Raw genomic sequence first — 21,248 nt, 5'->3', positions numbered from 1 at the left:
ATTATTTTTTAAATTTTTTAAAAGCACTTTTAAAAAAACCTGCTTTCTCCTCTTCCTCATGATAACCGTTTGAATACGTTCCATAACCTCCATAATAACCATAACCATATGCTGACCCGTATTTAGCTTTATTTTCAAAACCATTTAAAACTATACTAACATTATTCAGCTCTCCCCGTTTGACACGATTATTTAACAATGTAATCATTTCCTTTTTTGAATAATTCTGTCTCACCACATACAAAGTAACATCACTAAATTGCACTAGTTCTAAAGCATCCGAAACAAGTCCAACCGGAGGCGTATCCAATATAATATAATCGTATGTTTTCTTAAGCTCCTCAATCAATTCACCCATCACTTCACTTATAATTAATTCTGAAGGATTTGGAGGAATTGGACCTGATAAAATAACATCAAGATACGGAATCTGAGTTTCATTTATTATTTCTGGAAGTGTTTTTTGCTTTATCAAATAATTGACTACCCCATACTGGTTTACCAGATTAAATTCATCTGCTAGACGTGGTTTCCTTAAATCTAACCCTACTATAACTGTCTTTTTTTCGCTTAAGGCAAATACAGTCGCAATATTTATAGAACAGAACGTCTTTCCCTCTCCACTTATTGATGAAGTAATCATTAGCGTTTTTGCTCCGTCTAACTGCTTTTTTTTGTATAAGAACTGTAATGAAGAACGTATACCTCTAAAAGCTTCCGACAATGCTGATTTTGGTTTTTCAAAAACCGCTAGATTGGTGTTCTCTTTATTAATACCCACAACACCTATTAACGGAATTTGTGTTTGTTTACTAATATCTTCTGTATTTTGAATTGTATTATTAATAAAGAAAAATATGAAAACAATAATTAGAGGAATTAAAAACCCTAAAAACAAAGCTAACACATAATTAACAGAAGTTTTCGGACCAATTAAACCTCCTCCAATATCTTTCGCAGGATCTATAAAATGAATATCTGACAAATTAGAAGCTTTTACAATATCAGCTTCATTCCTTTTCTGGAGAAATGTACTATAAATATTATCACTTAAATCATATTTCCTTTTAATCTTCAGCAATTCTTGTTGTTCTTCAGGAAGTTTTTTGATTTTACTCTCTGCTTCACCAATTTTATTATTAACTAAAGCTAAATCATATTGCAAAGAAGACTTGGCTGAGGCTATATTTTCAAGCAAAACATTTTTTACAGCCATCATTTGATTATCGAAATCTTTAAAAATCTTATCACTTTTTACTGCATAAGACATTTCAGATCTTTGGGTTGATAAAGCAATAAGTTTAGAAACATTCGTAACAATATTTGGATCTTCAATTCCTGCAACGGATGGCGCTGGTAATTTAGAATAATCAACACTGTTTTTAAGATAGGCTTTTAACGAATTGTAGTACGCAATTTTTCGTGCTACCACATCTTTTTCAACATCAAAATTTAAAATTTTATCTGAAAACTTAGCTCCACCTTCTTCAATATCATATATATTTTTATCTTTTCGAAAAGATTTAAGTTCATTTCCGGTTTCTTTCAACTGAGATTCCATAGACACAAGAGTACTATCAATAAATGCTATAGTGTTTGTAGCAAACTGATTTTTACCGTCTAATTGAATTTTGATTAACATTTTGACTGTGGAATTTAAATACTCAACCATCCGTGCTTTATTTGTACCCTGCATCGATAGTGTAAGTATAGATCCTCCTTTTTCCTCAGAATTAACATCAATTCCACGATAACGTGAAACGGTAGAATCGAAATTATTAAATCTTACAAAATATTCTTTCCCTTTATAGAAACCAGGATTATCAGTTATTTCAAGTTTCCAATTCAAAAATGGCAATACAACTTGTTCCCCAACTTTATACTTTTTTAAGAATTCAATAGGCTGAACGGCAGTACTGCTATAAGTATTATTTGAATAAGTCAGCAATGAAACCGAATTATTCTCAAATGGAATTCTAATTTCATATTCATTCGGGCTTAAAAATTTAATACTAATTAATACTCCTGTTAATTGAGGTTTCGTTTTATCTATATTAACATAAAAAGGAACCGCACCATATACATCAACCATATTAAATTCGCCTTTCGCGAGATAATCAATATAATACTGCAATTTATCCACTACCAATTCATTATGTGATCTCGATTGCAAAATAGTCGAAACACCACTTACCTGATCAGAAATACCTCCCCAATTAAAAACCAAGCTTGTATTCGAGGTAAAGAAAGGGTTGCTCTCTTCTTTTATCGAAATTAAGGTCTGCATGGCATAAATCTTTTCCTTACGAATATTAACCTGATAAGCTATCGTAAATGCAATAATTAAACTCACCAAAAACAATTTCCAATAACCAGCGATTTTGAGCAAAAATCCTTTAAAATCAAAACTGGGATGATTTTCAAAAATTGAAAAATCTTTTATGTCTAACATATCTTGTAATTACTTTTTAATTTTTCAACAATAAATAAACCGTTGTCCCCAAAGACAACAAAGTTATAATTGTACCAACAGATTGAATTCCTGTCTGACCTGTACCCCACGTTTTTTGTTTTAACGGTTTTACATAAACATAATCATTAGGCTGTAAGTAATAATATGGTGATTTCATTACATTTACATCTGTCAGATCTATATCATTCATTTGTACTCCTGTAGGTGTTTGACGAATTACAGTTACTGATTTGCGATTACCAACAGTAGTAATATCTCCGGCATTGGCAATTGCCTCCATAATGTTCACGCGTTCCTGAAACAATGTTTTGGTACCTGTACTTCCTACCTCTCCGTTTATTGTGTATCTGAAACCTGCTAATTTCACAGTAAGAAAAATATTTGCTTCGGTTTTAAAATATTCTTCCATCAACTTTTTCTCAATCTTTACGCGTACCTCCTCAATTGTATAACCAATTACATTGATTTCTCCTAAAATTGGCATTCTTATATTTCCATGATCATCAACAGTAAAACCATTAAAATATAGCTGTGACTCGGATTTACCCATACTATTTTCAACTTCAGTAGATTTAAAAATTGCAACCAATTTAGGGTCTATCGCTTTAATATCTATATTCAAAATATCGTTGACTTGCAATCTGTAAGGTTTTAATACAATTGATGAAACAGTAGTTTCATTTCCAACGGTTCCTTTATCCTGTAAATAGACCAAATCTTTTACTGGGATACACGATGTAAAAAACGTACTAATTAATAATAAATAAAAACAGTTTTTTGTCATTTTAAAAATTTTATAAGCAAATATAACCATTCCTTTAATCTTCAGGAAATCTTACTTAGTTTGTATTATTTAATTATTTTTGAAAGTTTTTTCGAAAGGAATACGATGCAAAATACTTCGGCCGAGCGTAACTTCATCAGCATATTCTAATTCATCTCCCACGGAAATCCCTCGCGCTATTGTAGATATTATAATTTCAGAATCGGCAATTTGTTTATAAATATAAAAATTTGTGGTATCTCCTTCCATGGTGGAACTTAATGCAAAAATAATTTCAACAACTTTGCCTAGTTTTACTTTTTCCACTAAAGTTGCTATATTCAACTGACTTGGTCCCACTCCTTCAATTGGAGATATCTTACCTCCTAAAACATGATAAATCCCTTTATATTGGGCTGTATTTTCTATAGCCATCACATCCCTGATATCTTCTACAACACAAATAGTCTGATGATTCCTGGATGAATTAGCACATATTTCACAAACTTTTGTATCTGAAATATTGTGACAGCTTTCGCAAAATTTAATATCTTCACGCATATTTAATAGTGCCTGAGATAAAAAGCCTGTCTGCTCTTTAGGTTGTTTCAATAAGTGAAGCACCAGTCTAAGCGCCGTACGTTTACCAATCCCAGGTAATTGAGACATTTCATTGACTGCTTTTTCTATTAATTTTGAAGAAAATTCCATGAAACAAAAATAATAATTTATATGGTTTGTAAGGACTTACATTTTAAACATACTTAGTATCACAAAGCTATCTTAAAAAGTGATTTCTAACCCTATTAAAAAATCCTTTTACACCTCATTTGACACAAAAGACATAGTGCATAAAAGGAAATAACTTCCAAGAAAACTAATATTGATTTGTTGCCAACAAAACCAAAGTACAAGCAACCTCTGCTTTGATATTATTAAGTTCAAGTAACTGATAAAACTCTGGATTTTCAGTTCCGGGATTAAAAACTACCCGCTTAGGCTGTGCTTCGATAATATAATTATAATAATCACGCTGACGAGCCGGGTTTAAATATAAGGTTACTGTATCTATATTTTTAACAGGAATGGCTTTGGTATAAATTTTCACGCCTGCAACTTCACCTGCTTTTTGTCCTATTGCTAAAACTGTATGCCCTTTTTGAGTCAACATATTTATGGCTTTAAAAGCATAACGTTCCGGTTTTGTTGTTGCACCTAAAACTAAAGTTTTTTTATTTTTCATTATTTCTGAATAAGCCACAAAAGTAATCAAAAAAGGCTGAAATACCTTCGTCTTTTGATTTAGAGCTATTAAAGACAAAAAAAACAATATCCTAACATCATATTCGGGTAAAATCTTAAAATTTGATTATTTTTACTTTATCATTCGAAAACATTATGGATTTATTCATTTATTTATTTGCTGCTCTTTTCTCTGTTTTAAATCCAATTGGTACTGTTCCTATCTTTGTAGGGCTCACTCATGATGATTCAGATAGTGAGCGTTCCAGAATATCATTATGGACAGCTATTAATGTTTTCATTATTTTAATTGTTTCATTTTTTATTGGACAATATGTTTTAACTTTTTTTGGAATTAGCATTGATGCACTTCGTATTGCTGGTGGTCTTGTGATCTTAAATTCAGGTTTTTCATTATTATCCGGAAAAATCAGCAAAAAAAGAGGAATTAATAAAAAAGTAGAAAACGATGCCCAAAAAAGAAATGATATTGCATTGACCCCATTGGCAATTCCAATGCTGGCTGGCCCTGGATCTATCTCTTTACTAATTGCTTTTTACCAGGAACATCATGAAGTGAACGAAATAATAATTTCCAGCTTAGCTATTTTAGCTATAGCAATTACCATTTTTGTTATCTTAAAAAGCGCTCATTATTTAGCTCGTATATTAGGCGCTTCTGGTATTGTCGCTATTTCCAGAATTATTGGTTTTATTGTAATTGCAATTGGAATTCAATATATTGTGAGTTCTATAATTAATATTGTTAAAGCAAATTTAATGTAACCCTTTGAATATCAAAACACAAAATTCCAAATCCCACTGCATTCAGCTTTTGGAATTTGGAATTTTTTATTGAAAATTTAACTTTAACTTCTTGGCAAGAACACTTCTGCCATCATACATCTGGCACTACCTCCGCCACAGGCTTCAATTGTATCGAGACTCGAGCTTAAAATTTCAGCATGCTTTTGTAATTGTTCAATTTGTTTTATTGTTAAACTGTTATAAGCCGATGAGCTCATAACGATATACTTTATATCATTTGATCCTCGAACCTCCAACATATTACCTGCGAAATTATTTACTTGTGCTTCCGTAATTAAAATAATTTCTTTATTATCTGCTTTCAGGTTTTCCAAGACCATTTTGCGCTCTTTTTTATCATCAATGCAATCTGCACAAATAACCGCAAAAGTTTCACCAATACACATCATAACATTAGTATGATAAATCAATTTACGTTCACCATCAACAGTCTGGAAAGCTTCAAAAATTACCGGAGCATAATCAAAATCTTCGCAGAATTCGATAAACAATTCTTCATCTGCACGAGGTGATAAGGCGCAATATGCTTTTCCGTTAGCTCTGTCCAAAAGTAAGCTTCCCGTTCCTTCGAGAAAAATACCATCTTCTTCTGCAGATGTATAATCCATGATATCAGTAATCTCAAAACCTTTTTCTTCCAAAATATCCAAAATATCTTCGCGGCGTTCCTGGCGACGATTTTCAGCAAACATTGGATACAATGCTACCTCTCCATTTTCATGGAACGACACCCAGTTATTTGGAAAAATACTATCTGGTGTATCTGTCTCTAAGGTATCTTCTATAACGGTAACATCAACTCCAACTGCTATCAATTTTTCTACAAATTCATCAAACTCCTGTTGTGCTTTTGCATTTACTGTACTTGGCAAAAGGCCATCTAAAACTTTTTGATAATAATTATTTACTGCTGTCTGTTCATTCATTCTGAAAGCAACTGGACGAATCATTACAATCGAGTGAGTAGTTTGTTTCATATCTTAAAATAAAATTAATCTCTAATTAATGGCAAAGTTGAACATCTCAACAACCCTTCTTGTTTTGCAATTTCAGCGTACGGAATTTCTTCGACTATAAAACCATTTGCACGTAACCAATTGTTTAAACGTGTGAAGTTTTTTTCTGAAACTACAACTTTTTCATCAATCGAAAACACATTCGAAAACATATTATACATTTCGTTTCTTTCGATATGAAATAAATTTTCCTTTCCAAAAAGATTTACCAAATACATATAATCAGCTTCTTCACGAAAACCTCTTTTATAAATAATCCCTTTATCTTTTCCTACAGGCTGAAAACAGCAATCTAAATGCAAAGCATTATCGCGGGCTTCAATTTTAGATTTAACCAAATCAAATTCCTTGACAATTTTATTCGGAAACAAATTTTTAATATAGTTTACTCCTTCCATATTAGTCCTTGCTGTTATGTAATCTTTATAATCACTCCCTTTATAAGTTCCAATAAAAATATGATCATTCCATAACATTACATCACCACCTTCAATATGAACTTCCTCTGGCGGACGAAGCACTTTTAAAGGATCAATCTGATCAATAACATATTGAATTGCATCAAGTTCTCGTTCTCTGTCAGGTAAAATATTTGATTTCACAAAGACATCATCAATTACAAAACCAATATCTCTGGCAAAAATCTGATTGTAATTTTCTATCATTTCCGGACGATAAACCACTACATCGTATTTTTGAAAAACAGCATTAAAAGCATCCATTTCAGCAACCATATCTTTTTCTACAGGATAAGTACCTGCTTTAATATGTTCCAATGATTTAGGATCATAAGCTTCCCTTATTGAAGGAGTTGGCCCATTATGAACAGCAGAACCCAAAACTACAGCACGTAATCTTGAGGTTTCGTTCTTTATATTTAATTGCAACATATATGTTATATTTTGTTGCAAATATAAAAAAAGCTTCACAGTTAAGTGAAGCTTTCAATTTTATTTATTTGACTTAAAATCTCTCAATGGATGCCCAGTATAAATTTGTCTTGGTCTTCCAATTGGTTCTTTATTTTCTCGCATTTCTTTCCATTGTGCAATCCAGCCCGGTAATCTACCAATAGCAAACATTACAGTAAACATATCAGTTGGGATACCTAATGCTCTGTAAATAATTCCAGAATAGAAATCAACGTTTGGATACAAGTTTCTTGATTTGAAGTAATCGTCTTCAAGAGCTGCAGTTTCTAATTTTCTGGCAATATCTAAAATCGGATCTTCAACACCTAAAGTTTCCAAAACTTCTTTAGCCGCTTTTTTGATGATTTTAGCTCTTGGATCAAAGTTTTTATAAACTCTGTGACCAAACCCCATTAATCTGAATGGGTCATTTTTATCTTTCGCTTTCGCTAAAAACTTATCTGTATCTCCACCATCTTTATTAATATCTTCCAGCATCTCAAGAACTGCTTGGTTTGCCCCTCCGTGAAGAGGTCCCCAAAGAGCAGAAACTCCTGCAGAAACCGAAGCAAATAAACCAGCATGAGAAGAGCCAACCATTCTTACTGTAGATGTAGAACAGTTTTGTTCGTGATCTGCATGAAGAATAAATAATTTATCTAATGCATTAACAATTATCGGATTTGCAGAGTAAGGACCTGTAGGCAATTTAAACATTAACTGCATAAAGCTTTCTACATATCCTTTTGTATTGTCATAATAGTTTAAAGGATACCCCATTGACTTTCTGTAAGTCCATGTAGCAATTACGAGAAATTTAGCCATTGTTTTACAAATAGCTTCGTACATTTCTTTTTCGTTATCAACATTTACTGCTTTAGGATTAAATGCTGTTAAAGCACTTGTCAAAGCAGATAAAACCCCCATCGGATGAGCAGTTTTTGGAAAACCGTCAATAATATTTTTCATTTCTTCGTTTACCAAAGAATGCTTTTTAATATTATTTTCGAAATCCTCTAATTGTGCAGCGGTTGGTAATTCTCCAAAAATCAAAAGATAAGAAACCTCTAAGAAGCTTGCTTTCTCTGCAAGATCTTCGATTGAATACCCTCTGTAACGTAAAATTCCTAATTCTCCATCCAGAAAAGTGATTTCACTTTTGCAGGAACCAGAATTTTTATAACCAGGATCAATAGTAATAATACCAGTTAAATCACGTAATTTGTTAATATCGATAGCGGATTCATTTTCACTTCCTGTGATTACCGGAAGCTCAATTTTCTTACCATCTACTTCTAATGTAGCTATTTTTGACATAATATATGGGAAATAATTCTTTAAAATAATAATTTATCAAATCTAAGGAATTTAAGACTAATTAAAAAAGGAATAATGCTATGAATTTGTTAAAACCCCAAAAAAAAACCACTCGTTTATACGAATGGTTTAATTTTACGAATATAACGCTACAATTACTTGATCTTAAAAGCGTTTAACCCAGGAAAATAAGCAGTACTTCCTAATTCTTCTTCGATTCTCAATAATTGATTATATTTTGCCATACGATCAGAACGAGAAGCAGAACCTGTCTTAATTTGACCACAATTTAAAGCTACAGCCAAATCTGCGATTGTATTATCTTCTGTTTCTCCTGAACGGTGAGACATTACTGAAGTATAACCCGCATTTTTAGCCATATTTACCGCAGCAATAGTTTCTGTCAAAGTACCAATTTGGTTTACTTTTACTAAAATTGAGTTAGCGATACCTTTTTCAATTCCCGTTGACAAACGAGCAACGTTAGTTACGAATAAATCATCTCCAACTAATTGAACTTTATGTCCAATTTTTTCAGTTAAATATTTCCATCCATCCCAATCATCTTCGTACATACCATCTTCGATAGAAATAATTGGGTATTTAGCAGCAAGTTCAGCTAAATAATCTGCTTGCTGTTCAGAAGTTCTGATTTTTCCGGTTTCTCCTTCAAATTTAGTGTAATCATATTTGCCGTCTACATAAAACTCAGATGCAGCACAGTCAAGAGCAATCATAATTTCGTCACCAAAAGTATATCCTGCTTTTTCAACGGCTAATTTGATAGTATCTAAAGCATCTTCAGTACCACCTGCCAAGTTTGGAGCAAACCCTCCTTCGTCACCAACAGCAGTACTTAAACCTCTATCGTGTAATACTTTTTTCAAACTATGAAAAATTTCAGTTCCCATTTGCATAGCATGTGTAAAAGAAGTGGCTTTTACAGGGAAAATCATAAATTCCTGAAAAGCTATAGGAGCATCAGAGTGCGAACCACCATTGATGATATTCATCATAGGAACAGGCAATGTATTAGCAGAAACCCCACCAACATATCTGTATAATGGTAATCCAAGTTCATTAGCTGCAGCTTTTGCAGCAGCAAGTGAAACTCCTAAAATAGCATTAGCTCCTAATTTAGATTTATTTGGTGTTCCATCTAAATCAATCATTAATTGATCAATAGTATTTTGTTCAAAAACAGAAGTTCCAACCAATTCTTCAGCAATAACGGTATTTACATTATTCACTGCATTCAAAACTCCTTTTCCAAGATAAGCTTTACCTCCATCACGTAATTCAACAGCTTCGTGCTCTCCAGTTGATGCTCCAGACGGAACAGCCGCTCTACCTAATACACCATTTTCAGTTACTACATCAACTTCAATAGTAGGATTCCCTCTGGAATCAAGAATTTGTCTTGCGTGAACTTTAATTATAATACTCATTATTTTTGTTTTTTATTAATAAAATATAATTTTTTTTTCGAAAGTATAAAAATATTTAATACTAAAAACGCATTTTTATCATTAAACATCTTTATTTATTAACTACATCGTTTTAGACCTTTGCAGATTTTATGTTATCAACAAATTGATCAAACAAATAAGACGAATCATGCGGCCCCGGACTAGCTTCAGGATGATACTGCACTGAAAAACAATTTTTATTTTTCATACGCATTCCCGCAACTGTATCATCATTAAGATGCACGTGTGTAATCTCTAATTCTGGATGACCTTCCAAAGCCTCTCTTTTTACAGCAAATCCATGATTTTGAGAAGTTATTTCACCTTTTCCAGTAATAATATTTTTTACAGGATGATTAATTCCACGATGACCTCCAAACATTTTATAAGTTTTAACTCCGTTAGCCAAAGCTATAACCTGATGACCCAAACAGATTCCAAATAATGGTTTATCATCTGCTATAATTTCTTTAGCAACTTGTATAGCACTAAATAGAGGGTCGGGATCTCCAGGCCCATTTGACAAAAAGTAACCGTCAGGGCTGAAGGCAGTCAAATCTACATATGTTGAATTATAAGGAAAAACTTTGATATAGCAATCTCTTTTTGCAAGATTTCTCAAAATATTCTTTTTAATTCCAAGATCTAAAGCAGATATTTTATAAGTAGCATTTTCATCACCAAAAAAATAAGGTTCTTTAGTTGAAACTTTTGACGCTAATTCTAAACCTTCCATGTTTGGTACATTAACCAATTCTTTTTTCAATTCATCAATCGAAGTTCCGTCTGTACAAATAACAGCATTCATTACTCCATTATCACGGATATAACTTACAAGAGCTCTTGTATCAACATCAGAAATACAGATTAAATTTTGTTTTGTAAAATAATCTTCTAAACTTCCCGAAGCATCTTCTCTTGAATAATTAAAGCTAAAGTTTTTACAAACTAAACCAGCAATTTTAACGCTATCCGATTCAATTTCCAAATCATTAACACCATAATTTCCAATATGCGCATTTGTAGCTACCAATATTTGCCCAAAGTATGAAGGATCTGTAAAAATCTCCTGATACCCGGTCATTCCTGTATTAAAACAAACTTCACCAAAAGTTTTACCGCTAATACCGATAGATTTCCCATGAAAAATAGTCCCATCACTTAGTAATAAAATGGCGCTCTGTCGTGTCGTGTATTTCATTCTTTAATTTGTATTGTTTTATCGTATTCTAAAACAAGCTGTAGCTTGTTTATTTGTAATTAGATATTTTGCAAATTTACTTTTTTAAAAGAGTGTCTCCAAGATTTTTTAAAAATTTCATTAATAAAAATAAAACCTAATCTCTTAAATAAGTTAAATTATACTTTCTTTATAAAAAAATCAAAAAAAAAGGATAAACTAAAAATTAGCTTATCCTTTATTTCTATAGAATCATTACTTTCATAATTATTCAGAAGCTTCAGTAGTCGTTTCTGATTCAGCAGCAGGAGCTTCTGTAGTTGTCTCCTCAGCTTTTTTTGCTTTACCACCACGACGGCTTTTTGCTTTTTTAACTTCTTTTTTTCCTCCATTGTAAAGCTCATTGAAATCTACAAGTTCGATCATTGCCATATCAGCATTATCTCCCAAACGATTTCCAACTTTGATGATACGAGTGTATCCTCCTGGACGGTCACCAACTTTAGCAGCTACGTCTCTGAACAAGTCAGTTACAGCATATTTGCTACGTAAGTAAGCAAAAACAATACGACGGTTGTGAGTCGTATCTTCTTTTGATTTTGTGATTAAAGGCTCAACAAATTGTTTAAGCGCTTTAGCCTTAGCAACAGTAGTGTTAATACGTTTGTGCTCAATAAGAGAACAAGCCATATTAGCCAACATAGCTTTTCTATGTCCAGTCTGTCTGCTTAAGTGATTGAATTTTTTTCCGTGTCTCATTGCTATTTTAAATTTAATCCCGCAAGCGGGATTGAATTATTCTTTATCTAATTTGTATTTAGCTAAGTCCATCCCGAAAGTTAAATTTTTAACCGCAACAAGTTCATCAAGTTCAGTTAAAGATTTTTTACCAAAATTACGGAATTTCATTAGGTCATTTTTATTGAACGATACTAAATCACCAAGTGTATCAACTTCAGCCGCTTTCAAGCAATTTAATGCTCTCACAGATAAATCCATATCAACAAGCTTAGTTTTAAGCAATTGTCTCATATGCAATGACTCTTCATCATACGATTCTGTTTGTGCAATTTCGTCAGCCTCGAGTGTAATTCTTTCGTCAGAGAACAACATGAAGTGGTGAATTAAAACTTTAGCAGCTTCAGTAAGAGCATCTTTTGGATTAATAGAGCCATCAGTTTTAATTTCAAAAACTAATTTTTCGTAATCTGTTTTTTGCTCAACACGGAAGTTTTCAATTGCATATTTTACATTTTTTACCGGAGTAAAAATAGAATCTGTAAAAATAGTTCCAATTGCAGCATTCTGTTTTTTGTTCTCCTCAGCAGGTACGTATCCTCTACCTTTTTCGATTGTTAAATCGAAATTCAATTTGATTTTAGAATCTAAATTACAGATAACAAGATCCGGGTTCAGAACTTGAAAACCTGAGATAAATTTTTGAAAATCACCTGCTGTTAATTGATCTTTACCAGAAACAGAAATAGTAACTGCTTCATTATCGATGTCTTCAATTTGACGTTTGAAACGTACTTGTTTTAGATTAAGGATAATTTCGGTAACATCTTCAACAACACCTGAAATAGTAGAAAACTCATGATCTACACCCTCGATACGAACAGATGTAATTGCATAACCTTCTAATGCTGAAAGCAAAACTCTTCTAAGTGCATTACCAACTGTCAATCCGTAACCAGGTTCTAAAGGTCTAAATTCAAATTTACCTTCAAAATCGGTTGAATCGATCATGATAACTTTATCGGGCTTTTGAAAATTAAATATTGCCATAAATTTCGACTAAGTCAATTATTATTTGTTGTACAACTCTACGATTAATTGTTCTTTAATGTTTTCTGGAATTTGAAGTCTAGCAGGAACAGAAACGAAAGTTCCCTCTTTAAGATCATTATTCCATGTAATCCATTCATAAACATGACTTGAATTTGACAAAGAACGTTCGATAGCTTCTAAAGATTTAGATTTTTCACGAACTGCAACTTTATCACCAGGCTTAAGGTGGTAAGAAGGAATGTTTACAACCTCTCCATTTACAGTAATGTGTCTGTGAGAAACTAATTGTCTAGCACCTCTACGAGATGGAGCAACTCCCATTCTAAAAACAACATTATCTAATCTTGCTTCACATAATTGTAAAAGAACCTCACCAGTAACACCTTTAGTAGCTGATGCCTTTTTGAATAAACCTCTGAATTGTTTTTCTAAAATTCCGTAAGAATATTTAGCTTTTTGCTTTTCCATCAACTGAACAGCATACTCAGATTTTTTACCTCTTTTTTTAGCCATCCCGTGTTGTCCAGGTGGGTAATTTCTTTTTTCGAAAGATTTATCATCTCCGAAGATTGCTTCGCCAAATTTACGAGCAATTCTAGTTTTTGGACCAGTATATCTTGCCATTTCTAAAAATTAAATTTAAGGTAGAGATTATGAATTCAGGTCAAATCCTTCGATAATCGTTTATTCTACCTTGTTATACTTAAATATATTATTATACTCTACGTCTCTTTGGAGGACGACAACCGTTGTGAGGCATTGGAGTAACATCGATAATCTCTGTAACTTCTATTCCACCGTTATGAATAGAACGGATAGCAGACTCACGTCCGTTTCCTGGTCCTTTTACATAAACCTTAACTTTTTTAAGTCCTGCCTCAAGAGCTACTTTACTACAATCTTCTGCAGCCATTTGAGCAGCATATGGAGTATTCTTTTTAGAACCTCTGAAACCCATTTTACCAGCTGAAGACCAAGAAATAACTTCACCTTTCTTGTTTGTCAAAGAAATAATGATGTTGTTGAAAGTGGCAGAAATATGAGCTTCACCCGTTGATTCAACGATAACTTTACGTTTTTTTGCAGTTGCTTTAGCCATATTACTTATTATTTAGTTGCTTTTTTCTTGTTAGCAACAGTTTTTCTTTTACCTTTTCTTGTTCTAGAGTTGTTTTTAGTTCTTTGCCCTCTTAACGGAAGACCAGATCTGTGACGGATACCTCTGTAACATCCAATATCCATTAAACGTTTGATGTTCAAAGAAACTTCAGAACGTAATTCACCTTCAATTTTGTAAAATCCTACTGCGTCACGAATTGCTCCGATCTCGTCATCATTCCAATCTTGAACTTTTTTATCTTGGCTAACTTGAGCTTTTTCTAAAATCTCAATAGCTCTACTTCTTCCTAATCCAAAGATATAGGTAAGTGCTATAACACCTCTTTTGTTTTTTGGGATATCTACCCCTGCTATTCTTGCCATAATTATCCTTGTCTTTGTTTAAATCTAGGATTTTTTTTGTTTATAACGTACAATCTCCCTTTTCTACGCACGATAATGCACTCGGCACTTCTCTTTTTTACTGATGCTCTAACTTTCATAGTGAATATCCTTTAATATCGATAAGTAATTCTTGCTTTTGACAAATCATAAGGGCTCATTTCTAGCTTCACTTTATCACCAGGTAATAATTTGATATAATGCATTCGCATTTTCCCAGAAATATGAGCAATTACAATATGTCCATTTTCTAACTCTACACGGAACATTGCATTTGATAATGCTTCAATGATTGATCCGTCTTGCTCTATTGCTGATTGTTTTGCCATAAATATATTAAGCTACTGCTTTTCTATTTTTACCAGTCTTCATTAAACCATCATAATGTTTGTTTAACAAGTATGAATTGATTTGCTGAATAGTATCTATCGCAACTCCAACCATAATTATTAAAGAGGTACCTCCAAAAAACATTGCCCAAGATTGTTGTACATCCATAATACTTACAACAATAGCTGGGAACACAGCAATCAAAGCAAGGAATAAAGATCCAGGGAAAGTTATTAAAGACATCACTTTATCAAGAAAGTCTGAAGTTTCTGCGCCAGGTCTGACACCCGGAATAAAACCGCCACTTCTTTTTAAATCATCGGCCATTTTGTTAGTAGGTACTGTGATTGCAGTATAGAAGAATGTGAATACAATAATTAAAGTTGCAAAAACAAAATTATACCAAAACCCAAACATATTACTAAATGCCCCAACAATAGATTGTGATGTATCTGATTTAGACAATCCAGCTACAGCAGCAGGAATAAACATAATTGCCTGAGCAAAAATAATTGGCATTACTCCGGAAGCATTAAGCTTAAGAGGAATCCATTGTCTATTACCACCTGCTAAATCTTGTTCGTAATCTCCTGTAGTTGTACGACGAGCGTATTGTACAGGAATTCTGCGTACCGCCATTGTAAGCAATACACAAGAAATGATAACTAACAACCATACAATAATTTCAATAACCAATAACATTGGACCTCCGTTGTTATTCGTAACCCTGGTTGTAAACTCTTGTATAAAAGCTTGTGGTAAACGCGCTAATATACCAACCATAATTAATAATGAAATTCCGTTTCCAATACCTTTATCAGTAATTTTTTCTCCAAGCCACATAGCAAAAATAGTACCAGTAACTAAGATAATAACAGAAGAAAATAAAAACTCAGGAGAGTTAAAACCAAGCAAAAATGCATTACCTGGTAATGTTCTGTATAAATTATAAATATAAGTAGGACCTTGAACCAATGTAATAGCAATAGTTAACCAACGGGTAATTTGATTAATCTTTTTTCTACCGCTTTCTCCATCATTTTGAAGTTTTTGCAAATATGGAATTGCGATTCCCATTAACTGAACAACAATAGAAGCAGAAATGTAGGGCATAATCCCTAAAGCAAAAACTGAAGCTTTAGAGAAAGCACCTCCGGTGAACATGTCTAAGATAGATCCTAAACCATTTTTTGTTTGTCCCGCTAAACCAGTTAATTGAGTTGCATCAATTCCAGGAAGCGTAACGTGTGCTCCAAAACGATATACTAAAAGTAGACCTAATGTAATCAGGATTCTGTTTTTCAGTTCTTCGATTTTCCAAACATTACTTATTGATTCAATAAATTTCTTCATACAATAGAAAAATTATATTGTTACAGCCTCTCCTCCAGCAGCTTCAATAGCAGCTTTCGCAGTAGCAGTAAATTTGTGAGCAGTTACTTTTAATTTTGCTTTCAATTCTCCTCTACCTAAAATCTTAACGATTTCATTTTTGGTAGCCAGACGGTTTGCTACGAAATCTGTCATAGAAACAGAATCAGTGATCACACCATTGTCTACTAACAATTGAAGCGTATCTAAATTAACACCTTCGTATTCTTTACGATTAATGTTTGTGAAACCAAACTTAGGCACACGTCTTTGAAGTGGCATTTGCCCTCCTTCAAAACCAATCTTTTTAGAATAACCAGAACGAGATTTTGCTCCTTTGTGTCCTCTTGCAGAAGTACCACCTTTTCCAGAACCTTCTCCTCTACCTAATCTTTTATTTTGATTGTGTGTTGACCCTTCAGCTGGTTGTAAGTTACTTAAATTCATAACAGTATTTGTTATTTAGCTTCTTCAACAGAAACTAAGTGTTTAACTTTGTTTATCATCCCAAGGATAGCAGGGTTTGAATCATGCTCTACAACTTGTCCCATTTTACTTAGACCCAAAGCTTCTAAACCTCTCTTTTGAGAAAGAGGACAGTTGATTTTGCTTCGTACTTGTTTTACTAATAATTTAGCCATAATTTCCTTGAATTAACCTTTAAAAACTTTTTCTAAAGAAACACCTCTTTGTTTTGCAACAGTATAAGCGCTTCTCATTTGCAATAAAGCATCAAAAGTTGCTTTAACCACGTTATGAGGATTTGATGATCCTTGAGATTTAGACAATACATCGTGAATACCTACTGATTCAAGAACTGAACGAACAGCTCCACCAGCAATAACTCCTGTACCATGAGAAGCAGGAATTAAAAATACACGTGCACCTCCAAATTTACCTTTTTGTTCGTGAGGAACAGATTGACCGTTCAAAGGAATTTTTACTAAATTTTTCTTAGCATCTTCTACTGCTTTTGCAATTGCTTCAGAAACGTCTTTAGATTTTCCTAATCCATGACCAACTACTCCGTTTTCATCACCTACAACTACAATAGCAGAAAAACCGAAAGCTCTACCTCCTTTTGTAACTTTAGTAACACGATTAACACTTACCAGACGATCTTTAAGTTCAAGACCACTTGGTTTTACCAATTCTACATTTTTGTATTTAGACATAATATATTAGAATTTAAGTCCAGCCGCTCTTGCGCCTTCTGCTAATGATTTAATACGACCGTGATATAAATATCCACCTCTATCAAAAGTGATGGTATCAATCCCGGCTTTTAACGCTTTTTCAGCAACTAGTTTTCCAACTGCAGCAGCTACTTCAACGTTAGTACCTTTTCCTATTTCTTTTTCTCTTGAAGATGCAGCTAAAATAGTAACTCCATTCACATCATCAATAAGTTGAGCGTAAATTTCTTTGTTACTTCTAAATACAGATAATCTTGGGTTAGCAGCAGTACCACTAATCGATTTTCTAATTCTGAATCTAATTCTCTGTCTTCTATCAGATTTTGTTAATGACATAATCTTATTTTTTAAGCTGATTTACCTGCTTTTCTTCTTAATACTTCACCTACAAATTTAACACCTTTTCCTTTGTATGGCTCAGGCTTACGGAAACCTCTAATTTTCGCAGCAACCTGACCTAAAAGTTGTTTATCAAATGATGTTAATTTTACAATAGGGTTTTTACCTTTTTCAGATATTGTTTCTACCACTACTTCCGGAGCAACTTCTAAAACAATATTGTGAGAATATCCAAGAGCTAAATCTAATTTTTGACCTTGGTTTGAAGCTCTGTAACCAACTCCAACTAATTCAAGTTCTTTTGTAAAACCTTCAGATACACCAACAATCATATTACTGATTAAAGATCTGTATAATCCATGTTTTGCTCTTTGGTCTTTATGATCAGACGATCTTTCTACTAAAGCATGATCGCCTTCAACTGTTACAGTTACGTCCGAAAACTCCTGAGTTAGTTGACCTTTTTTTCCTTTTACTGTAATAATACCGTCTTTAACTTCTACAGTTACTCCAGCAGGGATTACAATTGGGCTTTTACCTATTCTTGACATCTTATTTAGTCTTTAAAATTAGTATACGTAACAAATTACTTCACCACCTACATTTAATTGCTTAGCTTGTTTTCCTGTCATCAAACCTTTTGATGTAGAAACAATAGCAATCCCTAATCCGTTAAGGATTCTTGGTAATTTGGCAGCACCTGCGTATTTACGTAAACCAGGTTTACTAATTCTTTGGATATCTTTAATTACAGGCTCTTTAGTATCTTTATCATACTTTAAAGCAATTTTGATTGAACCCTGAACAGTGTTGTCCTCAAATTTGTAACTTAAGATATAACCTTGATCAAATAAGATCTTAGTTATTTCTTTTTTTAGATTAGAAGCTGGAATTTCTACAACTTTGTGGTTTGCAGCCACAGCGTTACGAACTCTAGTCAAATAATCTGCAATAGGATCTGTATACATATGTATTTGATTGCGATTATGGTTTTCGGGAGATACTCATCTCCCGAACCTATAATCAATTAAAATTATTTTTTTGGTTTGCAAAAGTACAAACTAATTATGAGATTACCAAGATGCTTTTTTTACACCTGGAATTAATCCATTATTAGCCATTTCACGGAAAGTTACACGTGAAATACCGAATTGACGGATATAACCTCTTGGTCTGCCTGTTAATTTACAACGATTATGCAAACGAACTGGTGAAGCATTTTTAGGTAATTTTTGTAAGCCTTCATAATCTCCAGCTTCCAATAAAGCTTTTCTTTTTTCAGCGTACTTAGCTACCGTTTTTTCTCTTTTCACCTCACGGGCTTTCATTGATTCTTTAGCCATGTCTTAATTCTTTTTAAAAGGTAATCCTAATTCAGCCAATAATGACTTTGCCTCTTTGTCTGTTTTTGCAGTAGTAACAAAAGTAATATCCATTCCTGAAATTTTGTTTACTTTGTCAATATCAATTTCTGGGAAAATGATTTGCTCTAAAACTCCAAGATTGTAATTGCCTCTTCCGTCAAATCCTGTAGCTTTGATACCACTAAAATCTCTAACGCGTGGTAAAGCAGAAGTAATAAGTCTATCTAAAAACTCATACATTCTTTCACCACGTAAAGTAACTTTTGCTCCAATAGGCATCCCTTTTCTCAATTTGAATGACGCAACGTCTTTCTTTGAAATTGTAGATACTGCTTTTTGTCCAGTGATCTTTGTCAACTCATCAACTGCATAGTCAATAAGTTTTTTATCAGATACAGCTGCACCAACTCCACGGCTCAAAACGATTTTTTCAAGTTTTGGAACTTGCATCACGTTTGTATATCCGAATTCCTCTTTAAGAGCAGAGATTACTCTACTCTTATATTCTTCTTTTAGTCTAGGTGTATATGCCATTACTATAGTACTTGATTAGATTTTTTTGAAAATCTTACTTTCTTATCTCCTTCTACTCTAATACCAACTCTAGTTGTTTCCTTAGTTTTAGGATCAATTAGTGAAATGTTAGATATTTGTATAGAAGCTTCTTTCTTAACGATACCACCTTGAGGGTTTTTAGCACTTGGTTTTGTATGTTTCGAAACCATGTTTACACCTTCAACTATCGCTTTATTTTTCTCACGGTAAACACGTAAAACTTTACCTTCAGCACCTTTATGGTCTCCAGCAATAACTCTTACGATATCTCCTGATTTTATTTTTAGCTTTATCATCTTAAAACGAATTAAAGCACTTCTGGTGCTAATGATACAATTTTCATGAATTGTTTTTCACGAAGTTCTCTTGCTACCGGACCAAAAACACGAGTTCCTCTCATTTCCCCTGCAGCGTTCAAAAGAACACATGCATTATCATCGAAACGGATATAAGAACCATCAGCTCTTCTCACTTCTTTTTTGGTACGTACAACAACTGCAGTTGAAACAGCTCCTTTTTTAACGTTACCGTTAGGAGTTGCATCTTTAATAGATACTACAATCTTGTCACCAACAGAGGCATACCTTCTTTTGGTACCTCCTAAAACACGGATAGTTAAAACTTCTTTTGCTCCCGTGTTATCTGCTACTTTTAGTCTTGATTCCTGTTGTACCATAATTATTTAGCTCTTTCTAAGATTTCAACTAATCTCCAACATTTTGTTTTACTTAAAGGACGCGTTTCGCTAATTCTTACAGTATCTCCAATGTTACAGTCGTTTGTTTCGTCGTGTGCAACGTATTTCTTTGTTTTCAACACGAACTTACCGTATAATGGGTGTTTTACTTTTCTTACTTCAGCAATAACAATAGACTTATCCATTTTATTTGAAGTAACAACACCTATTCTTTCTTTTCTTAAATTTCTTTTTTCTTCCATCTTTCAGCAGAATACAATTATTGTAACTCTCTTTTAGTTAACTCTGTAGCCAATCTTGCAACTGTTCTTCTTACACTTCTAATTTGAAGTGGGTTCTCAATTGGAGAAATAGCGTGAGCCATTTTTAGGTCAGCATATATTTTCTTAGTTTGACTAAGTTTTTCTTGCAACTCCGCTGCAGAAAGATCTTTTATTTCTGATTGTTTCATAATATAAATTTAATTATGCTTCGAAATCTCTAGCAACGACGAATTTAGTTTTTACTGGAAGCTTTTGAGCTGCAAGACGTAAAGCCTCTTTTGCAACTGATAAAGGAACTCCTCCAACTTCAAACATAATTCTTCCGGGTTTAACAACGGCAGCCCAATATTCAACGGCACCTTTACCTTTACCCATACGTACCTCAAGAGGCTTCTTAGTAATTGGTTTGTCTGGAAATATTTTGATCCATAATTGTCCTTCTCTCTTCATGAAACGAGTTGCAGCAATACGCGCAGCTTCGATTTGACGAGAAGTTAAGAACATTCCATCTTCATGTACAGATTTAATACCAAACATTCCATTAGAAAGTTCATGCCCTCTTTGAGAGTTACCTTTCATTTTACCCTTCTGTACCTTACGGTATTTTGTTCTTTTAGGCTGTAACATTTTTCTTTAGTTTAAA

General features: G+C 33.2%; 31 protein-coding genes. 1 reads left to right on the top strand and 30 read right to left on the bottom strand.

Annotated features, from left to right (window positions below):
• Position 1: 1 nt before the first annotated feature.
• The 4 genes from BXU10_RS01120 to BXU10_RS01105 form a co-directional block, all read right to left on the bottom strand.
• Complete coding sequence (locus BXU10_RS01120) at positions 2-2,452, bottom strand: polysaccharide biosynthesis tyrosine autokinase (RefSeq protein ID WP_078225747.1); 2,451 nt, start codon at positions 2,450-2,452, stop codon at positions 2-4.
• A gap of 16 nt (positions 2,453-2,468) precedes the next feature.
• Positions 2,469-3,257, bottom strand: a complete 789-nt coding sequence (locus BXU10_RS01115; protein ID WP_078225746.1) for a polysaccharide biosynthesis/export family protein — start codon at positions 3,255-3,257, stop codon at positions 2,469-2,471.
• 69 nt (positions 3,258-3,326) lie between these two features.
• Complete coding sequence (recR, locus tag BXU10_RS01110; RefSeq protein ID WP_031456023.1) at positions 3,327-3,947, bottom strand: recombination mediator RecR; 621 nt, start codon at positions 3,945-3,947, stop codon at positions 3,327-3,329.
• A gap of 166 nt (positions 3,948-4,113) precedes the next feature.
• Positions 4,114-4,479, bottom strand: coding sequence for a CoA-binding protein (locus BXU10_RS01105; protein ID WP_031456024.1), 366 nt, complete (start codon positions 4,477-4,479; stop codon positions 4,114-4,116).
• A gap of 155 nt (positions 4,480-4,634) precedes the next feature.
• Between BXU10_RS01105 and BXU10_RS01100 the strand changes: the two genes are divergently transcribed.
• Complete coding sequence (locus BXU10_RS01100; protein WP_031456025.1) at positions 4,635-5,264, top strand: MarC family NAAT transporter; 630 nt, start codon at positions 4,635-4,637, stop codon at positions 5,262-5,264.
• An 83-nt stretch (positions 5,265-5,347) separates the two neighbouring features.
• Here BXU10_RS01100 and ctlX read toward each other — a convergent pair whose 3' ends face one another.
• The 26 genes from ctlX to rplP form a co-directional block, all read right to left on the bottom strand.
• On the bottom strand, positions 5,348-6,283 hold the full coding sequence (gene ctlX / locus BXU10_RS01095; protein WP_078225745.1) for a citrulline utilization hydrolase CtlX: 936 nt from the start codon (positions 6,281-6,283) through the stop codon (positions 5,348-5,350).
• A gap of 14 nt (positions 6,284-6,297) precedes the next feature.
• Positions 6,298-7,212 (bottom strand): dimethylarginine dimethylaminohydrolase family protein, encoded by a 915-nt coding sequence (locus BXU10_RS01090; protein WP_078225744.1) that lies wholly within the window; start codon positions 7,210-7,212, stop codon positions 6,298-6,300.
• A 60-nt stretch (positions 7,213-7,272) separates the two neighbouring features.
• Positions 7,273-8,550: a citrate synthase gene (locus BXU10_RS01085; RefSeq protein ID WP_031456028.1), complete on the bottom strand. Its 1,278-nt coding sequence runs from the start codon at positions 8,548-8,550 to the stop codon at positions 7,273-7,275.
• A 155-nt stretch (positions 8,551-8,705) separates the two neighbouring features.
• A complete protein-coding gene (gene eno, locus BXU10_RS01080) occupies positions 8,706-9,998 on the bottom strand; it encodes a phosphopyruvate hydratase (RefSeq protein ID WP_078225743.1) in 1,293 nt (430 codons plus the stop codon).
• Between the two features lie 112 nt (positions 9,999-10,110).
• Entirely contained in the window at positions 10,111-11,220 is a 1,110-nt protein-coding gene (carA, locus tag BXU10_RS01075) for a glutamine-hydrolyzing carbamoyl-phosphate synthase small subunit (protein ID WP_078225742.1), read from the bottom strand.
• A 246-nt stretch (positions 11,221-11,466) separates the two neighbouring features.
• Positions 11,467-11,958 carry a 50S ribosomal protein L17 gene (gene rplQ / locus BXU10_RS01070; RefSeq protein WP_078225741.1) on the bottom strand — a complete coding sequence of 164 codons (492 nt, stop codon included), beginning with the start codon at positions 11,956-11,958 and terminating at the stop codon, positions 11,467-11,469.
• A 36-nt stretch (positions 11,959-11,994) separates the two neighbouring features.
• The gene (locus BXU10_RS01065; protein ID WP_026109818.1) at positions 11,995-12,987 is read right to left on the bottom strand and encodes a DNA-directed RNA polymerase subunit alpha; all 993 of its coding nucleotides are present in this window, start codon (positions 12,985-12,987) and stop codon (positions 11,995-11,997) included.
• Positions 12,988-13,008: 21 nt separating this feature from the next.
• Entirely contained in the window at positions 13,009-13,614 is a 606-nt protein-coding gene (gene rpsD, locus BXU10_RS01060; protein ID WP_031456032.1) for a 30S ribosomal protein S4, read from the bottom strand.
• A 91-nt stretch (positions 13,615-13,705) separates the two neighbouring features.
• Positions 13,706-14,089 (bottom strand): 30S ribosomal protein S11, encoded by a 384-nt coding sequence (gene rpsK, locus BXU10_RS01055; protein ID WP_007803677.1) that lies wholly within the window; start codon positions 14,087-14,089, stop codon positions 13,706-13,708.
• A gap of 8 nt (positions 14,090-14,097) precedes the next feature.
• A complete protein-coding gene (gene rpsM / locus BXU10_RS01050) occupies positions 14,098-14,472 on the bottom strand; it encodes a 30S ribosomal protein S13 (protein ID WP_031456033.1) in 375 nt (124 codons plus the stop codon).
• A 2-nt stretch (positions 14,473-14,474) separates the two neighbouring features.
• Entirely contained in the window at positions 14,475-14,591 is a 117-nt protein-coding gene (gene ykgO, locus BXU10_RS01045) for a type B 50S ribosomal protein L36 (protein ID WP_002987490.1), read from the bottom strand.
• 12 nt (positions 14,592-14,603) lie between these two features.
• Entirely contained in the window at positions 14,604-14,819 is a 216-nt protein-coding gene (gene infA, locus BXU10_RS01040) for a translation initiation factor IF-1 (protein ID WP_007136545.1), read from the bottom strand.
• A gap of 7 nt (positions 14,820-14,826) precedes the next feature.
• Entirely contained in the window at positions 14,827-16,173 is a 1,347-nt protein-coding gene (secY, locus tag BXU10_RS01035; protein ID WP_031456034.1) for a preprotein translocase subunit SecY, read from the bottom strand.
• A 12-nt stretch (positions 16,174-16,185) separates the two neighbouring features.
• Complete coding sequence (gene rplO, locus BXU10_RS01030) at positions 16,186-16,638, bottom strand: 50S ribosomal protein L15 (RefSeq protein WP_017495009.1); 453 nt, start codon at positions 16,636-16,638, stop codon at positions 16,186-16,188.
• An 11-nt stretch (positions 16,639-16,649) separates the two neighbouring features.
• Positions 16,650-16,832 (bottom strand): 50S ribosomal protein L30, encoded by a 183-nt coding sequence (rpmD, locus tag BXU10_RS01025; protein ID WP_078225740.1) that lies wholly within the window; start codon positions 16,830-16,832, stop codon positions 16,650-16,652.
• A gap of 12 nt (positions 16,833-16,844) precedes the next feature.
• Positions 16,845-17,369, bottom strand: coding sequence for a 30S ribosomal protein S5 (rpsE, locus tag BXU10_RS01020; protein ID WP_085950271.1), 525 nt, complete (start codon positions 17,367-17,369; stop codon positions 16,845-16,847).
• Between the two features lie 3 nt (positions 17,370-17,372).
• The gene (rplR, locus tag BXU10_RS01015; RefSeq protein WP_031456035.1) at positions 17,373-17,723 is read right to left on the bottom strand and encodes a 50S ribosomal protein L18; all 351 of its coding nucleotides are present in this window, start codon (positions 17,721-17,723) and stop codon (positions 17,373-17,375) included.
• A gap of 11 nt (positions 17,724-17,734) precedes the next feature.
• Positions 17,735-18,277: a 50S ribosomal protein L6 gene (rplF, locus tag BXU10_RS01010; protein WP_078225739.1), complete on the bottom strand. Its 543-nt coding sequence runs from the start codon at positions 18,275-18,277 to the stop codon at positions 17,735-17,737.
• 18 nt (positions 18,278-18,295) lie between these two features.
• Complete coding sequence (gene rpsH / locus BXU10_RS01005) at positions 18,296-18,694, bottom strand: 30S ribosomal protein S8 (protein ID WP_007803657.1); 399 nt, start codon at positions 18,692-18,694, stop codon at positions 18,296-18,298.
• A 105-nt stretch (positions 18,695-18,799) separates the two neighbouring features.
• Entirely contained in the window at positions 18,800-19,069 is a 270-nt protein-coding gene (rpsN, locus tag BXU10_RS01000; protein ID WP_031456037.1) for a 30S ribosomal protein S14, read from the bottom strand.
• A 3-nt stretch (positions 19,070-19,072) separates the two neighbouring features.
• Positions 19,073-19,624 carry a 50S ribosomal protein L5 gene (gene rplE / locus BXU10_RS00995; RefSeq protein ID WP_017495015.1) on the bottom strand — a complete coding sequence of 184 codons (552 nt, stop codon included), beginning with the start codon at positions 19,622-19,624 and terminating at the stop codon, positions 19,073-19,075.
• A 2-nt stretch (positions 19,625-19,626) separates the two neighbouring features.
• Entirely contained in the window at positions 19,627-19,941 is a 315-nt protein-coding gene (gene rplX / locus BXU10_RS00990; RefSeq protein WP_007803650.1) for a 50S ribosomal protein L24, read from the bottom strand.
• An 11-nt stretch (positions 19,942-19,952) separates the two neighbouring features.
• Positions 19,953-20,321, bottom strand: a complete 369-nt coding sequence (gene rplN, locus BXU10_RS00985) for a 50S ribosomal protein L14 (RefSeq protein WP_007803649.1) — start codon at positions 20,319-20,321, stop codon at positions 19,953-19,955.
• 2 nt (positions 20,322-20,323) lie between these two features.
• Positions 20,324-20,584, bottom strand: coding sequence for a 30S ribosomal protein S17 (rpsQ, locus tag BXU10_RS00980; protein ID WP_007803646.1), 261 nt, complete (start codon positions 20,582-20,584; stop codon positions 20,324-20,326).
• Positions 20,585-20,601: 17 nt separating this feature from the next.
• Positions 20,602-20,793, bottom strand: a complete 192-nt coding sequence (rpmC, locus tag BXU10_RS00975) for a 50S ribosomal protein L29 (RefSeq protein ID WP_007803639.1) — start codon at positions 20,791-20,793, stop codon at positions 20,602-20,604.
• Positions 20,794-20,806: 13 nt separating this feature from the next.
• Positions 20,807-21,232 carry a 50S ribosomal protein L16 gene (rplP, locus tag BXU10_RS00970; RefSeq protein ID WP_007803637.1) on the bottom strand — a complete coding sequence of 142 codons (426 nt, stop codon included), beginning with the start codon at positions 21,230-21,232 and terminating at the stop codon, positions 20,807-20,809.
• Between the last annotated feature and the right edge of the window lie 16 nt (positions 21,233-21,248).

It is taken from the genome of Flavobacterium sp. LM4 (assembly GCF_002017935.1).
Taxonomy (GTDB): Bacteria; Bacteroidota; Bacteroidia; order Flavobacteriales; family Flavobacteriaceae; genus Flavobacterium; species Flavobacterium chungangense.
The sequence above is the reverse complement of the archived record's forward strand: the minus strand, read 5'-3'. Positions and strand labels throughout refer to the sequence as shown.

Excerpts from the sequence above, each read along its gene's own strand:
- BXU10_RS01120 (WP_078225747.1), bottom strand. The coding sequence starts at position 2,452 with ATGTTAGACATAAAAGATTTTTCAATTTTTGAAAATCATCCCAGTTTT.
- BXU10_RS01115 (WP_078225746.1), bottom strand. The coding sequence starts at position 3,257 with ATGACAAAAAACTGTTTTTATTTATTATTAATTAGTACGTTTTTTACA.
- recR (WP_031456023.1), bottom strand. The coding sequence starts at position 3,947 with ATGGAATTTTCTTCAAAATTAATAGAAAAAGCAGTCAATGAAATGTCT.
- BXU10_RS01105 (WP_031456024.1), bottom strand. The coding sequence starts at position 4,479 with ATGAAAAATAAAAAAACTTTAGTTTTAGGTGCAACAACAAAACCGGAA.
- BXU10_RS01100 (WP_031456025.1), top strand. The coding sequence starts at position 4,635 with ATGGATTTATTCATTTATTTATTTGCTGCTCTTTTCTCTGTTTTAAAT.
- ctlX (WP_078225745.1), bottom strand. The coding sequence starts at position 6,283 with ATGAAACAAACTACTCACTCGATTGTAATGATTCGTCCAGTTGCTTTC.
- BXU10_RS01090 (WP_078225744.1), bottom strand. The coding sequence starts at position 7,212 with ATGTTGCAATTAAATATAAAGAACGAAACCTCAAGATTACGTGCTGTA.
- BXU10_RS01085 (WP_031456028.1), bottom strand. The coding sequence starts at position 8,550 with ATGTCAAAAATAGCTACATTAGAAGTAGATGGTAAGAAAATTGAGCTT.
- eno (WP_078225743.1), bottom strand. The coding sequence starts at position 9,998 with ATGAGTATTATAATTAAAGTTCACGCAAGACAAATTCTTGATTCCAGA.
- carA (WP_078225742.1), bottom strand. The coding sequence starts at position 11,220 with ATGAAATACACGACACGACAGAGCGCCATTTTATTACTAAGTGATGGG.
- rplQ (WP_078225741.1), bottom strand. The coding sequence starts at position 11,958 with ATGAGACACGGAAAAAAATTCAATCACTTAAGCAGACAGACTGGACAT.
- BXU10_RS01065 (WP_026109818.1), bottom strand. The coding sequence starts at position 12,987 with ATGGCAATATTTAATTTTCAAAAGCCCGATAAAGTTATCATGATCGAT.
- rpsD (WP_031456032.1), bottom strand. The coding sequence starts at position 13,614 with ATGGCAAGATATACTGGTCCAAAAACTAGAATTGCTCGTAAATTTGGC.
- rpsK (WP_007803677.1), bottom strand. The coding sequence starts at position 14,089 with ATGGCTAAAGCAACTGCAAAAAAACGTAAAGTTATCGTTGAATCAACG.
- rpsM (WP_031456033.1), bottom strand. The coding sequence starts at position 14,472 with ATGGCAAGAATAGCAGGGGTAGATATCCCAAAAAACAAAAGAGGTGTT.
- ykgO (WP_002987490.1), bottom strand. The coding sequence starts at position 14,591 with ATGAAAGTTAGAGCATCAGTAAAAAAGAGAAGTGCCGAGTGCATTATC.
- infA (WP_007136545.1), bottom strand. The coding sequence starts at position 14,819 with ATGGCAAAACAATCAGCAATAGAGCAAGACGGATCAATCATTGAAGCA.
- secY (WP_031456034.1), bottom strand. The coding sequence starts at position 16,173 with ATGAAGAAATTTATTGAATCAATAAGTAATGTTTGGAAAATCGAAGAA.
- rplO (WP_017495009.1), bottom strand. The coding sequence starts at position 16,638 with ATGAATTTAAGTAACTTACAACCAGCTGAAGGGTCAACACACAATCAA.
- rpmD (WP_078225740.1), bottom strand. The coding sequence starts at position 16,832 with ATGGCTAAATTATTAGTAAAACAAGTACGAAGCAAAATCAACTGTCCT.
- rplR (WP_031456035.1), bottom strand. The coding sequence starts at position 17,723 with ATGTCATTAACAAAATCTGATAGAAGACAGAGAATTAGATTCAGAATT.
- rplF (WP_078225739.1), bottom strand. The coding sequence starts at position 18,277 with ATGTCAAGAATAGGTAAAAGCCCAATTGTAATCCCTGCTGGAGTAACT.
- rpsH (WP_007803657.1), bottom strand. The coding sequence starts at position 18,694 with ATGTATACAGATCCTATTGCAGATTATTTGACTAGAGTTCGTAACGCT.
- rpsN (WP_031456037.1), bottom strand. The coding sequence starts at position 19,069 with ATGGCTAAAGAATCAATGAAAGCCCGTGAGGTGAAAAGAGAAAAAACG.
- rplE (WP_017495015.1), bottom strand. The coding sequence starts at position 19,624 with ATGGCATATACACCTAGACTAAAAGAAGAATATAAGAGTAGAGTAATC.
- rplX (WP_007803650.1), bottom strand. The coding sequence starts at position 19,941 with ATGATAAAGCTAAAAATAAAATCAGGAGATATCGTAAGAGTTATTGCT.
- rplN (WP_007803649.1), bottom strand. The coding sequence starts at position 20,321 with ATGGTACAACAGGAATCAAGACTAAAAGTAGCAGATAACACGGGAGCA.
- rpsQ (WP_007803646.1), bottom strand. The coding sequence starts at position 20,584 with ATGGAAGAAAAAAGAAATTTAAGAAAAGAAAGAATAGGTGTTGTTACT.
- rpmC (WP_007803639.1), bottom strand. The coding sequence starts at position 20,793 with ATGAAACAATCAGAAATAAAAGATCTTTCTGCAGCGGAGTTGCAAGAA.
- rplP (WP_007803637.1), bottom strand. The coding sequence starts at position 21,232 with ATGTTACAGCCTAAAAGAACAAAATACCGTAAGGTACAGAAGGGTAAA.